This is a genomic window from Deltaproteobacteria bacterium (assembly GCA_011375175.1).
In the GTDB taxonomy this organism is placed as follows: Bacteria; Desulfobacterota; GWC2-55-46; order GWC2-55-46; family DRME01; genus DRME01.
This window is the reverse complement of record DRME01000047.1, coordinates 28,427-40,648: the sequence shown is the minus strand read 5'-3', so window position 1 is coordinate 40,648 and position 12,222 is coordinate 28,427. Positions and strand designations below refer to the sequence as shown.

Below are 12,222 nucleotides of genomic sequence, written 5' to 3'. Positions count from 1 at the left end.
GATGATTAATCAGAGCTTCCTTGATCGGAGCTTCCCTGCCGCGAGGTCGCCCCTTGTGCGGCGACCTCGAGGACGTATATCTCGGAGCGCCCCCGGAGAAAGACCTTCCTTACCGCATAGGACGGTGTTGCCGCAAGCTTTTCACCTTCAGGCGTCTTGTATATGAAGTAGTCGATGCGGGTGCCTTTGCCGGCGGCCTCCTCCATGCACTCATCGAGGTCGGAACAGTCCACCTTCACATAGGACCTTTCGGCGCTGAAGGGGATGGCCGGGGCGTTTGTGGCTATGGCCGCGGCGGCCTGGACGTTCTCCCTCACCCACCTTATCGCCTCGATCTGGTTCCCGTATGTGGAGTAGTCCTTTCTCTTGGAGTTGATTTTGTAGACCGCGGCGCCGAGCACGAGGAGCGCCACCATGGAGGCTATGGCGGCTTCGCTCAGAGAGAACCTCTTTTTCAGGTACTCCTCGACCCTCTGGTACCCGGGGCCGCCGAAGGGAAGGAGGGCCAGCGCCGCGGGCAGCAGATAGCGGGTCTCGGCGAAGTAGTTCTTCAACATGAAGACATAGGTGGTGAGCACGAAGAGCACCGCTATGGTGAGCAGGTAGGAGCGCTCGCAGCCTTTGCCGGCCCGCTCCCCGGCAAAGAGCCCTGCGGCCACGAAAGGGGATATGGCGTATCCGCACGCCTTGATGAGCATCTCCAGCGTCCCGATGAGGTATATGACATGTATGTAGTGGGTGGCCATCTCGAAGAAGTCGTAATACCTGCCGCCGTATATCTTGTCTTCGGCGAGCTTGAGCTCCTCGACCACCACGCCTCCCTTTACGAAGGAGAGGTCGCCCAGCACGTCGAGCACGTTGAGCACCTTGAGCGGCAGGCGTCCGGTGTACGAGCTGTACAGTTGAAGCAGCGCCACCGTAACGGCCGCCAGTCCCCCGGCTATGGCGATGAAGGTTACGAGTTTTTTCCTGTCGTGCCTGTACGAACGGTACACCCAGAAGAGGCAGAGGGGAAAGAGGACGATGCCCGCGTTTCTCGTAGAGGCGGCAAGGAGCGCGGCGACGGCGAACCCCACGAGATACCAGAGGCTGCCCTTTTCGTGGGCGAGCCACAGGACCCAGACGGCCAGGACAAAGAGCAGCAGGAAGGCGCTGTCGCTCCCTATGGCCGTTGACACGAAGTTGATCTCCGGCGACATGGCAAAGAAGAGGGAGGCGACGGCTGCGAACTTCACATCGAAGAGCCTGTTTACAAGAAAGTAGAAGGGGACGACGGCGAGCACGCCGCATACGAAAGAGACCATGATGGCCGACGTCGCCCAGCTCACCCCCAGTCCGTGAAAGAGGGCGATGAGCAGAGGATAGAAGGGAAGGTACGACTCGGCCGACAGAGAGAGGGCGCCGACGATATCCATTGCGGCAAAGCGCTTGGCTATGGCCACGTAATGGATCCCGTCCTTTTCGACCAGTCCCCAGTTGAGGGCGAGAAGGGGCAGCTTGATGACGGCGGCGGCTGCGAGGATGAAGCCTATGATCCTGGCATGGCCGCTTCTGTCCAGCCACTGCCGGACTATGCCGGTTTCCATCTTGTCTTTTGACATCCGTTGAGGAATCGCTTGAGCGACGAATAGATCACGGTCTGCTCGGGCCGGCGGCGTGTTCCGCCGCCGCGGCGGCCATGGTTTCACATATCTCCGCCCACCGGTATCTCCCGGCCGCCGTCTCCCTGGCCTTCCCGCCCATGGCCCGGGCGGTCGCGCGGTCCCCGAGCAGCCTTATGCACTTGTCGGCCACGTCTGCCGGGTCCTCGGGGTCCGCCAGCAGTCCGGTCTCGCCGTCGACGACGGCGTCGGCCGTGCCGCCCGAGCGGCCGGCCACGACCGGCTTTGCGCAGGCGCCGGCCTCGAGATAGGTTATGCCGAAGCCCTCGACGTCGCCGCGGCGCTCGATCTCGCGGCTCGCCATGACGTAGACGTCGCAGAGGTTGTAGTGGTCGGGACGCTGCTCGTTGGGAACGAAGCCCGCAAAGACGACGTCACCGGCCACCCCAGTCTCGGCGGCGAGTTTTTTGAGCTCCCCCTCGTAGTCGCCCTTGCCGCATATGAGGTACCTGACGCCGGGAACGGCCTTTTTGATCGCCGGCAGCGCCCTTATGACCGTGTCCTGGCCCTTGCGCTCCACGAGCCTTGCAAGGGTGAGGAGCACCGGCCTGCCTTCCAGGCCGTAGCGGCGCAGGAGTTCCTCTTTCGGCGGCGCAGGCTTGAAGGTTTCGATATCCACGCCGTTGCCCACGATGCGGACCTTCTCCTCCACGCGGCAGAGCCCATCTGTGACCTCATGGAGCTTTCGGGCCGTGGCCGAGCTTACGCAGAAGATGGCGTCGGCGGTCTCGAAGGTCCTTTTCATCCGCCTGCGCCAGAAGGGGCTGCGGAAGCGGGGGTTGAGTATCTCGTTGCCGTGGACCGTCACCGTGAGGACCGGTCTTTTCGCCATACCCCCCATGACCCCGGCGGCGGCCGCGCCGAAGGGGTACCACGTCTGGGCCGCCACCCAGTCGAAGTGTTCACGGCCCGCGAGCCTCTTCACGACGAGGCGCTGGTAGAGGAGCTTGGCGTAGTGGTCCTTTACGTTGCGGGTCCTTATCACCCTGAAGGGCAGCGCGGCGTCGAACTCTCCGTCGCCGTGCTCCTGTGTCGGCGCGAGGACGGTCACGTCGTGGCCCAGTGCGTCGAGGGCGCGGGCCACCTCGAAGGCCACGGTGGCCACTCCTCCGTCACGGAGCGGGAAGTCGCTCGATGCCACGAGTATCCTCACGGCGCGCCCCTGCCGGCCCTTTCACGGGCGCCGGAGGCGGTCCGAAGCCGCGCCGTCAGGGTGTCGATCACCTCGCGGGCCCCGATGGCCTCCATGCAGAGCAGCCGCTCCATGCGGCATTCCTTGCGGTGGCAGGGCACGCACGGCAGCTCGTCGCGGCGCACGATCCTGTCGTCCGGGTTTACGGGACCCGTGCGCTCCGCACCGGCCGCGCCGAAGAGCGCCACCGTGGGGGTGCCCACGGCCTGGGCCATGTGCATGGGGCCGCTGTCGGTGGTCACGAGGGCCGCGGCCTCGGAGAGAAGCGCCGCCGAGGCCCTCAGCCGAAGCCGTCCGGCCGCGCAGTGCGCGCCGCTTCGGGCGGCCATCCTTTCCGCCGCGCACCGTTCGGCCTCGCCCCCTATTATGACCGGAACGAGGCCGAGCTCCGGCTCCAGGAGCGAACAGAATTCCACAACCCGCTCTTCGGGCCACCACCTGTTGGCCCTGGTGCCGAAGGGGTGGACGGCCACGAAGCGGCGCGGCGCGATGCCCCTCTCATCGAGGAAGGCGCGGGCCGTTGCGCGGTCCTCCGCCGTGAGAAAGAGATCGAGGCCCCGTCCGTCCGGGGCGATACCCAGGGCCCCCAGCGAGTCGAGCCGCCAGTCCACCTCGTGCACATGGGCTCCTTTTTCGCCCATGTGCATGGTGTAGAGAAAGGAAAACTCCTGTTGCGCCGGTCCCAGCCTCCATGGCGCGCCGGTAAGATAGACGAGGGGACCGGTGTCGGGGTCGTTTCCGTGGAGCACGACGACGAGGTCGAAGCGGCCGCGCCTGAGCCTGCGCACGAGCCCCGGCACAGCGGCCAGGTACCGGAGGTTCACCCGGCCCGGATGGACTATGATGGAGTCCACGTAGGGGTTGGCGCCGAGCACCGCCGCCGCCGCCGCGCTTGCAAGGACCGTGAGCGATGCGCCGTCGAAACCCTTTTTCAGGGCCCGCAGGGCCGGCGTGGAGATGAGGGTGTCGCCGACGGCCGTGGTGTTCACCACGAGAAGCCGCCTTGCCCGCCTGGCGTCGAAGGGCGGCGCCGGTCCGTCGCGTCGCGCAAGGGCCGAGAAGACGCGCCTTATGAGCCTGTGGTGCAGCTTGGCCATCCGAGAATATCGAAGGGCCGCGGCCGGTACGGCGGCGGCCCTCCCCTCACAGCCGTCTAAGCGCAGCCTCGACCCTCTCTTCGAGCACAGGCCAGACCTCGTCGGCGGTCAGTCCTTCGAGACACTCGCTTCGGCCGCTGCGCTCGCAGCCCTCCCGGCCGCAGGGCACGCATTCCCAGGGCTTCTGCACCACCCTGTGGGGCCCGAAGCCTTGATTGCCGCTCCTTGAGCCGTATGGCGTGGTAAAGGCCGCGCCCGGGGAAGCCGCGAGCTCCGAGGCCTTGCCGCCGTCCCAGGGCCCCCAGTCGAAAGCGCCGCTGGGACCGAAGAGCGCCACCACCGGCGTTCCCGCGGCCGCGGCCATGTGCATGGGCGCCGTGTCGACCCCGAAAAAAACAACGGCCCGCCTGCTTAAGCCGGCGAGCTGCCTGAGGCTGAGCCTGCCCGAGAGGTCCACGGGCCGCGTCCCCATCTGCTCCTTTATGGAGCGCACCATGGAGAGTTCCGTCGCGTCAGGGGCCGCCGTCACGACGGCCCTGACTCCGGCGCGCTGAAGTCTGTCCATTATATCAGCCATCCCCTTGTTTGTCCAACACTTAAAGAACCAGCGCGACGTGGGGTGGACGTGGACGAAGGGCTCGTCCGGGGCCACTCCCCCCTCCTTCAAAAGCCCCTCCACGGCCTCTTCGTCGGCCCTCGAGGGATGGATGGAGACCGAGAGGTCGGCCGTGGAGAGGCCGAAGCTCCGCACGACCGACAGGTCGCGCAGCACCGTGTGGGTCATGGCTCCGGCGTAGGGGGCCAGGTGAGTATAGAGGAAGCGTTTTCCGGCGAAGCCTCCGCCCCGGGGGTCGGCGCCGAGACGGTAGCGCGCGCCGCAGAGGAGGCCGAGAAGCGCCGGCCGATCACCGCCGGTGAGGTCCACGGCCATGTCGAAGCGCCTGCGCCGAAGCTCGCCGAGCAGCCCCAGCTCGCCGCGCAGCCGCCCCACGGGCCCCTTCTCCTTTACGGACCTCTCGTAGACCAGGACCTCGTCGATCAGGGGGTTGCCAGCGAGCACCGCCTCGGTGCCGGCGTTTACGAGGACGCTTATCCGGGCGCCGGGAAAGTTCTCGCGCAGGGCCCGAAGCGTGGGCACCGTGAGGAGCACGTCGCCTATGTGGCGGAACTTCATGACCAGCACGGCCCTTACGCCGCCGAACTCCTCCCGCGCCCGCCTCTTTCCGCCCGCCTCGCCCCTTGCGCCCTCCCTCTCCCTCACAGCCCCCCCTTCTCCATCTCCAGCAGCTTTGCGTACTTGGCATGGGTATAGGCGGCCGCGAGCCTTGCGAGCGTGAGCCCCAGCGCCCCTTCGAGAAAGCCCAGGCGCAGCACGTAGGACTTGAGGAAGGCGAGCGGCGGCCTGAGCGCGAGGTCCACAAGCCCCGCCCTTCTGCCGCGGCCGTGGAGGTCACGGGCCGCGGCCGTCGAGTAGCGGTCGAGCCTTCGGATGTAGTCGGAGACGTCGCTGTAGGAGTAGTGCTCCAGGGCGCCGTCGAGGTATCCCGCCCTTCCCTCGACGACCACCGACTCGTGGGGGGCGTTCTCCTCGGCGTAGGCGCCGCGGTCCTTGCGGTAGAGCCGCAGCGTGTGGTCGGGATACCAGCCGCAGCGGCGCACCCAGCGGCGGCCGAAGTAGTTCCTGCGCGGTATGTAGTAGCCGTCGAAGCCGCCCCTGTCGCCCCTGAGCACGGCCGCTATCTCTTCCCTGAGCTCGGGGGTCACCCGTTCGTCGGCGTCGACGTTGAGGATCCAGCGGTGGGAGGCCCTCGACTGGCAGAGGTTCTTCTGCGCGCCGTAGCCGAGCCAGCGGTCCCGCCACACGCGCGCGCCCCGCTCGCGGCAGATCTCGACGGTGCGGTCCGTGCTGCCCGAATCGGATACTATCACCTCGTCGGCCCAGGCCACGCTGTCGAGACAGGCGCCGATATCCTCCTCCTCGTTGAGCGTTATTATGGTAACCGAAAGCCCCTCCATCTCCCGGTCCCCTCCCCGCGCAATCATCCCGGCCGCTACCCCCTCAGCCCCCGCCGAGACGCCGCGCCTCCTCCTCGATCATGACCGGTATGCCGTCCTTAACGGGATAGACGAGCGAGCAGACACGACACACGAGCCCGCCGTCCCCTTCGCTCAAAACCACCTCGCCCTTGCACCTGGGACAGACCAGTATCTTCAGAAGCTCCTCCTTCACCTCCATCAAAAACACCTCCTTGCGTCGTTTCCATGAGGGAACCTTTTTGAAAAAAGGTTCCCTCAGACTCCCTCCAAAAACTTTTAATGCGAGTTGGTTTCCCCCTGTTTCGCCAGGCAAAACAGGGGGAAACCAACTCGTATTGAAAGTCTTTGAAGGGGGTCTGGGGGAAACTTTCTTCAGAAAGTTTCCCCCAGGGTAATCAATGTGAGGGATCAGTTTTCCAGTTTTACGTCTTTTACCGCGCCCAGTCGAATATACTCTATGCCGCCTATGAGGCTCACGGCGACCATGATGGCGAACCAGAGAAGCGAGAGTCCCAGGGCCTCCTCGACGCTTGCCCCGGCCTTGGTGAAGAGGAAGACGAAGACACCTTCCCTTATGCCCAGTCCCGCAAGCGATATGGGCACCATGGAGGCCGCCGTTGTGAGCGGTATGTAGAGGAAGAAGTGGGCCAGCGACACCTCCATGCCCATGCCCCTTGCGAGCACGTAGTAGCCGATGATCACCCCGCCCTGCACGATGAGCGAGAAGGCGAAGACCTTGGCCAGTATGGCGCGTTCGCTCCTGTAGCTCATGAGGACCCTGTAAAACTTGTCGATCTTCTCGTTTATGCCGTAGAAGCGGATGCGCGCGAGGACGGACATGGCCCGGCCGTGGAGCCTGTCTGTCCAGAGCACGAGGCTTACGAGCACGTAGCCGCCGAGAAGGAGCGCGAAGAAGAGGGCGAGACCGGTCCCCTTGATGAGGGGATAGCCCGGAAAGAGGGCGAGAAAGGTTATGAACATGAGGGCCGTGAAGCCCGAGTAGCGGTCCATGAATATGGAGGCCAGGGCCGGGCCGCCGCGGCCCGTGAGCTTGTAGAGGTAGTAGCCCTTGATGACGTCGCCGCCCACCAGCGTGGGCAGGAAGTTGTTGAAGAACATGCCGATGAAGTATATGGAGAAGAGTTTGGGGTACGGTACGGTCATGTCTTTTCCGAGGATGACGGACCACCTGTAGGTGGTCACGCACTGGAGTCCCGTGTATATGAGCGCCGAGGCGGCTATGGCCGCCGGGCTCGTGGCCCGCAGCATCTCCCAGAACTTCCCGGTGTCAACGGAGCGCAGCAGAAAGAACATGATGGTGCCGCTCACGGCCACCTTGACGAGTGTGGTCAGCGCCTTCTTCATCCTCTCCCCAGGACCTTTCTCACAACGAATATCTTTTTATTCTGCGACTCGTGGTAGGTCCTGGCGAGCATTTCGCCGAGAAGTCCCATCACTATGATCTGCACCCCCAGGATGAGCAGCAGTATGGCGAGCAGCAGAAGCGGCCGCGTGCCGATGTCCTCGTGGCGGAATATCTTGAGAAAGCTCAGGTATACGCCTATGGCCGTGCCGGCCGAGGCGAGGACAAGCCCGGCGGGGCCGAAGGCGTGGATGGGCCGTGTTGAAAAGCTCTGGAGGAACTTTACGGTCAGCAGGTCGAGCAGCACGCGCACGGTCCTCGACAGCCCGTACTTGGACGAGCCGAAACGCCGCGGCCGGTGGTTGGTCTCCACCTCGGTCACCGTGGCGCCGTACCAGGTCGCGATGGCCGGGATGAAGCGGTGCATCTCGCCGTAGAGGCGGATGTTCTTCACCACATCGCTTCGGTAGGCCTTGAGCGTGCAGCCGTAGTCGTGGAGCTTTACGCCCGTCACCTTGGATATGAGGCGGTTGGCCGCAATAGACGGCAGCCTCCTTGTGAGGAACCTGTCCTTTCTCTGTTTTCGCCAGCCGCTCACCACGTCGTAGCGGTCCGTCTTTTCAAGGAGCGCCGGTATGTCGCGCGGGTCGTTCTGGAGGTCGGCGTCCATGGTGACGATGATATCGCCCCTGGCGTACTCGAAGCCCGCGGCCATGGCCGCCGTCTGCCCGAAGTTGCGCCTCAGGGAGACGACCACCACGCGCCCGTCGCGGCGCTGTATCTCCTCGAGCCTCTCAAGCGAAGCATCGCGGCTGCCGTCGTCGACGAAGACGATCTCGTAGGGCCTGCCCAGGGTCGCAAGCACGGCGGTGAGCTCTTCGTAGAGGGGCTGTATGCTCTCCTCTTCGTTGTAGACCGGTATGACGACCGATACGCCGCCGGTCCCGCCCATCGCCTCTGTGCCTTCCTCACCCATACCTTTCGCTCGCCTCTCTCCTGCGCCGGCAGGGAGCCTTTCTATTCAAATCCCCCTCGTCCCGGACCTGCGGGACGAGGCGCCGAATCGCGGCCTCCGGCATCGAGCGTCCTTCCTCGAAGCACCGTCCTTACGGCCTCCATCACACCTTCCGCGTCGATGCGCCTCATGCAGAAGGGATCGGCGCAGTGTTTTTTGAAGCAGGGGCTGCAGTGCGCGCCGCTTCGCACCACCACGTGGCCGCCGCCGTAGGGGCCGGTGCGTTTCGCCGAGGTGGGGCCGAAAAGGGCGACCACCGCCGTTTCCGCGGCGGCGGCCACGTGCATCGGTCCCGAGTCGACGGAGACCGCCGCCTGCGCCATGGCGCAGAGGGCGGCGAGCTCCTTGAGGGTCGTGCGTCCCGTCAGGTCGGCAACGCCCTTGCGGCCGGCCATTTCCACGATGGCCCGCCCCTTCGGCCTGTCGGCCGCCGCGCCGACGACTACGGAGCCGAGGCCGAGCTCATCGGCCGCCCGCCTCGCCACCTCGGCGAAGCGCTCCTCGCTCCAGAGCTTGGTGGGCCAGCGCGCCCCTGGAATGAGGACCATGAACGGCGTCTGCGCGGAAAGGCCCGACGATTCGAGAAGCTCGGCCGCCCGCGCCGCGGCGTCGTTGTCCACCTCGAGCGGAAAACGCGCCCGGAGCTCTCCGTCGGCCGGACTCACCATGGCGGCGAGCCTCAGGTAGCGGTCCACGGCGTGCATGTCGCTGTCGAGGCCGCCGAGCCTTTCGGTGAGCGCGAGGTGGCTCAGCTCCCTCGCCTTTGCGAACCCTATGCGGCGTGTGGCTCCGGAGAGGGCGACCCAGACGGCGCTCTTGGCGAGCCCCTGGAAATCGACGACCACGTCGTAGCGGCGCTCCCTCAGCCGCCCCGCAACGGCCAGCGTCGCCGCCGGCTCGCGCAGCCAGCCGCGGTTTTTCACCACCAGGACCTCGTCCACCAGGGGATGGCCCTCGACGATCCCCGCCGCCCCTTCCTCGACGAGCCAATCGATGCGCGCCGACGGTCCGAGGCGGCTGCGAAGAAGCCCCAGGGCGGGCAGCGTGTGTACCACGTCGCCGAGAGACGAAAGCTTTACAATCAGTACCTTCATCAGTGAGAGGGCCGATCCCTCCCGCCTTTGAAGTCGGCCGTTATCCAGCGGGCCGCCTCCAGCAGGTCGGCCGCCGTGTGGTGGGGCTCGAAGCGTAGCTCTTCCTGCGCCTTCGCGCCGAAACCGGTGAGCACGAGCACGGCCCTGGCCGAAACCCGGCGGGCAAGCTCCATGTCCGAGACCTTGTCGCCCACCACGTAGGACGCCGCCGGGTCGATGGCGAGTTCGGCCGCGGCCCGCTCTACGAGGCCGGTGGCGGGCTTTCGGCACCGGCAGCCCGCTTCCGGCGGGTGCGGACAGTGGTAGAAGCCCTCGACGCGTCCGCCCCCGGCCTCCAGCAGCCGCGCCACCCGCTCGTTGACCCTGCGCAGTGCGTCTTCGTCGTAGTAGCCCCTGCCTATGCCCGACTGGTTGGTCACGACCACAACCGGCAGTCCGGCTTCGCCCAGCATCCGCACCGCCTCGGCCGCGCCGTCTATGAGCACTATGTCGTCGGGGTCGCCTATGTAGCCGTCGTCGACGTTTATGGTGCCGTCGCGGTCGAGGAAGACGGCGGCCCGCCGCTTCGATTCCTTCTTCACGGTCTAATTACCTTCGCCGCCCGGCGGCCCGTTCCGCAAGCCCCAGGGCCGCCTCGACGACCGACTCCGTCGATACGGCGTCGAGGCAGTCGTAGTGGCCGTAACGGCAGGTCCTCTCAAAGCAGGGGCTGCAGGGCGGCGGAGAGGAGACCACCGCGGTGTGCGCTCCCAGCGGGCCGGTCCGTTTCGGGTCCGTCGAGCCGAAGACGGCCACCGTCGGCACGCCCAGCGCCGCCGCTATGTGCATGGGGCCGGAGTCGTTGGTCAGAAAGAGGGCGCTCCTTGCGGCAACGGCCATGAACTCGCGCAACTGCAGGCGGCCCGCGAGGTTGAAGACCGTCGTTCCCGTCCCTTCCTCGACCTTGCGGGCCGTATCCATGTCGCCGGGACCGCCGAAGACGACGACCGGCGCGCCGAGGCTGCGGCCGAGGGCCGTGGCCGCCCGGGCAAAGCGCAAGGGGTGCCACCGCTTGGCGGGCCCGTAGCTCGCCCCCGGCGCCATGGCCACAAAGGGGACGGAGGCGTCGATCCCCTCCCTCGAAAGGATGCGGTCCGCCCTGTCGAGCTCGTCGGCTCCCAGCCTTATGACCGGCCGCGGGCGCTCGGGACGCGCCGCGCCGAGGGCCTCGGCCACGGCCATGTAGTAATCGACGTGGTGGCCGTCGAGCAGCTCGCGCGTGAGCCTTACGGGTGTAGTAAGCAGCGGCCCCCTGAGCTGGACGTCAAAGCCCACGCGCTGCGGTATGCCGGCCGCCGCGGCGATGAGGGCCGCCTCGAAGGCGTTCTGCAGGAGCACGGCGAGATCGAAGCGCCTTGCGCGAAGCTCGGCCGCCAGGCGCACCAGACCGCCGGCTCCGCCGTGACGGCCCGGGGCCTCATAGGTCAGCACCTCGGTCGCGGCCGCGTCGTCCCCGCCGTAGACGTCCCTTACCCAGGGCTTGGCGAGCACCGCCAATGCGGCTCCCGGAAAAAGGCCGCCGATGGCGCCGACTGCCGGGAGACTCATTACGGCGTCGCCTATCCAGTTGGGCGCCCTTACGAGTATGCTGTCTATGCGGGAGCTTTCGAACATCGACAAAGGACGGCCCGTCTCGCCCGCGGTCCCGCCGGTCAAGAGAGGAGAGAACGGCTCCTCAGGCCCTCGAAAAATCATTATAATACACAAGTCCATGTTCTTTCAAATATTATAGGGAGGCCTTGATTGATTGCCCCGGGGAACGCTATAATCAGTCGGCGGAAGCTGCGGGGGGGTCCTCTGTGGCGCTGTCAGAACCGGAGGTCGGGCCGTTGCCGCGCAGGGTCGTGGAGGGAGTGTTCGAGGGGCTTGCCGACATCCTCTTGCCGAGGCTCTGTCCGCTCTGCGCCCGTCCCCTGTCGGGGCGGGAGGGGACGGGTCGCCGCGGCGCCGTTCTCTGTGGCCGCTGCTTCGCCGCCATGCCTCTTATCGAAGGTCCCCTCTGCTCGCTGTGCGGCCGTCCCTTTTCCTCGCCCCTCGGCCCCGACCGGCCGTGCTCGGAGTGCGCCGTCGACCCGCCGCCGTACCGGAGGGCGCGGAGCGCGCTTTTTTACGAGGGGGCGGCCCTCGATGCCCTCCATCTCTTCAAGTACCGCGGCAGGGTCTCGCTCGCCGCCCCCCTGGCGGCGCTCATGGCGGGGGCCGCCAGGGAAGCGGCGGGAGGCGGCGCCGACGTGGTGGCGGCGGTGCCGCTCCACGGAAGCAGGCTCAGGGAACGGGGCTTCAACCAGTCGCTGCTGCTGGCCAGGGCCGTTGCCGCCTCCATGGGGGCCCGCGTCGACAGCCGCGGCCTCGTGAGGGTCGCCGCGGGGCGGCCCCAGGTGGGCCTTGTCCGGAGCGAAAGGGTGCGCAACGTAAGAGGGGCCTTCGCCCTGGCGGCGCCCGGCGGTTTCAGCGGCCGCCGGGTGCTCCTCGTGGACGACGTCTTCACAACGGGCTCGACCGTCGCCGAGTGCGCCCGTCTTCTCGCCCGCGCCGGCGCCGAGGTCTCTGTCGCCACCCTTGCAAGGGCGGGGGTTAAGTGATATGAATTTGGGGAAACCCTTCTGAAGAAGGGTTTCCCCAAACCCCTTCCAAAGACTTTAGATGCCTTCGGATTTCCCCTGTTTAGCTGCGCGAAAGAGGGGAAGTCCGAAGGGAGCCGGTCTTTGAAGGGAGTCTGAGGCG

Annotated in this window: 12 protein-coding genes; 1 reads left to right on the top strand and 11 read right to left on the bottom strand. The window is 66.3% G+C overall.

Annotation, left to right across the window (positions count from 1 at the left end; translation table 11 throughout):
* Positions 1–5: 5 nt before the first annotated feature.
* From ENJ37_03330 to waaF (ENJ37_03280), 11 genes are all read right to left on the bottom strand, one after another.
* Positions 6–1,601 carry a hypothetical protein gene (locus ENJ37_03330; protein ID HHL39519.1) on the bottom strand — a complete coding sequence of 532 codons (1,596 nt, stop codon included), beginning with the start codon at positions 1,599–1,601 and terminating at the stop codon, positions 6–8.
* A gap of 31 nt (positions 1,602–1,632) precedes the next feature.
* Entirely contained in the window at positions 1,633–2,814 is a 1,182-nt protein-coding gene (locus tag ENJ37_03325; GenBank protein ID HHL39518.1) for a glycosyltransferase family 1 protein, read from the bottom strand.
* The gene (locus tag ENJ37_03320) at positions 2,811–3,950 is read right to left on the bottom strand and encodes a glycosyltransferase family 9 protein (protein HHL39517.1); all 1,140 of its coding nucleotides are present in this window, start codon (positions 3,948–3,950) and stop codon (positions 2,811–2,813) included. The genes ENJ37_03325 and ENJ37_03320 overlap by 4 nt, the downstream gene beginning before the upstream one ends.
* Before the next feature lie 46 nt (positions 3,951–3,996).
* Entirely contained in the window at positions 3,997–5,211 is a 1,215-nt protein-coding gene (gene rfaQ, locus ENJ37_03315) for a putative lipopolysaccharide heptosyltransferase III (GenBank protein HHL39516.1), read from the bottom strand.
* Positions 5,208–5,966 carry a glycosyltransferase family 2 protein gene (locus ENJ37_03310; protein ID HHL39515.1) on the bottom strand — a complete coding sequence of 253 codons (759 nt, stop codon included), beginning with the start codon at positions 5,964–5,966 and terminating at the stop codon, positions 5,208–5,210. The genes rfaQ and ENJ37_03310 overlap by 4 nt, the downstream gene beginning before the upstream one ends.
* Positions 5,967–6,009: 43 nt before the next feature.
* Positions 6,010–6,186 (bottom strand): Trm112 family protein, encoded by a 177-nt coding sequence (locus ENJ37_03305; protein ID HHL39514.1) that lies wholly within the window; start codon positions 6,184–6,186, stop codon positions 6,010–6,012.
* 209 nt (positions 6,187–6,395) lie between these two features.
* Positions 6,396–7,352 carry a flippase-like domain-containing protein gene (locus ENJ37_03300; protein HHL39513.1) on the bottom strand — a complete coding sequence of 319 codons (957 nt, stop codon included), beginning with the start codon at positions 7,350–7,352 and terminating at the stop codon, positions 6,396–6,398.
* A complete protein-coding gene (locus ENJ37_03295; GenBank protein ID HHL39512.1) occupies positions 7,349–8,302 on the bottom strand; it encodes a glycosyltransferase in 954 nt (317 codons plus the stop codon). Before ENJ37_03295 ends, ENJ37_03300 begins: the two co-directional genes overlap by 4 nt.
* Positions 8,303–8,367: 65 nt before the next feature.
* Positions 8,368–9,459: a lipopolysaccharide heptosyltransferase II gene (gene waaF, locus ENJ37_03290; protein ID HHL39511.1), complete on the bottom strand. Its 1,092-nt coding sequence runs from the start codon at positions 9,457–9,459 to the stop codon at positions 8,368–8,370.
* Positions 9,459–10,040 carry a D-glycero-beta-D-manno-heptose 1,7-bisphosphate 7-phosphatase gene (gmhB, locus tag ENJ37_03285; GenBank protein HHL39510.1) on the bottom strand — a complete coding sequence of 194 codons (582 nt, stop codon included), beginning with the start codon at positions 10,038–10,040 and terminating at the stop codon, positions 9,459–9,461. The genes waaF (ENJ37_03290) and gmhB overlap by 1 nt, the downstream gene beginning before the upstream one ends.
* A 7-nt stretch (positions 10,041–10,047) precedes the next feature.
* Positions 10,048–11,211, bottom strand: a complete 1,164-nt coding sequence (gene waaF / locus ENJ37_03280) for a lipopolysaccharide heptosyltransferase II (GenBank protein HHL39509.1) — start codon at positions 11,209–11,211, stop codon at positions 10,048–10,050.
* 86 nt (positions 11,212–11,297) lie between these two features.
* On the opposite strand from waaF (ENJ37_03280), the gene ENJ37_03275 reads away from it, so the two are divergent.
* The gene (locus tag ENJ37_03275; protein HHL39508.1) at positions 11,298–12,080 is read left to right on the top strand and encodes a ComF family protein; all 783 of its coding nucleotides are present in this window, start codon (positions 11,298–11,300) and stop codon (positions 12,078–12,080) included.
* Positions 12,081–12,222: the final 142 nt, after the last annotated feature.

What these genes read in the sequence shown, in the direction of transcription:
- ENJ37_03300 (HHL39513.1), bottom strand. Translation starts at nt 7,352, where the DNA reads ATGAAGAAGGCGCTGACCACACTCGTCAAGGTGGCCGTGAGCGGCACC.
- waaF (HHL39511.1), bottom strand. Translation starts at nt 9,459, where the DNA reads ATGAAGGTACTGATTGTAAAGCTTTCGTCTCTCGGCGACGTGGTACAC.
- ENJ37_03295 (HHL39512.1), bottom strand. Translation starts at nt 8,302, where the DNA reads ATGGGCGGGACCGGCGGCGTATCGGTCGTCATACCGGTCTACAACGAA.
- ENJ37_03330 (HHL39519.1), bottom strand. Translation starts at nt 1,601, where the DNA reads ATGTCAAAAGACAAGATGGAAACCGGCATAGTCCGGCAGTGGCTGGAC.
- ENJ37_03310 (HHL39515.1), bottom strand. Translation starts at nt 5,966, where the DNA reads ATGGAGGGGCTTTCGGTTACCATAATAACGCTCAACGAGGAGGAGGAT.
- ENJ37_03305 (HHL39514.1), bottom strand. Translation starts at nt 6,186, where the DNA reads ATGGAGGTGAAGGAGGAGCTTCTGAAGATACTGGTCTGTCCCAGGTGC.
- ENJ37_03320 (HHL39517.1), bottom strand. Translation starts at nt 3,950, where the DNA reads ATGGCCAAGCTGCACCACAGGCTCATAAGGCGCGTCTTCTCGGCCCTT.
- waaF (HHL39509.1), bottom strand. Translation starts at nt 11,211, where the DNA reads ATGGACTTGTGTATTATAATGATTTTTCGAGGGCCTGAGGAGCCGTTC.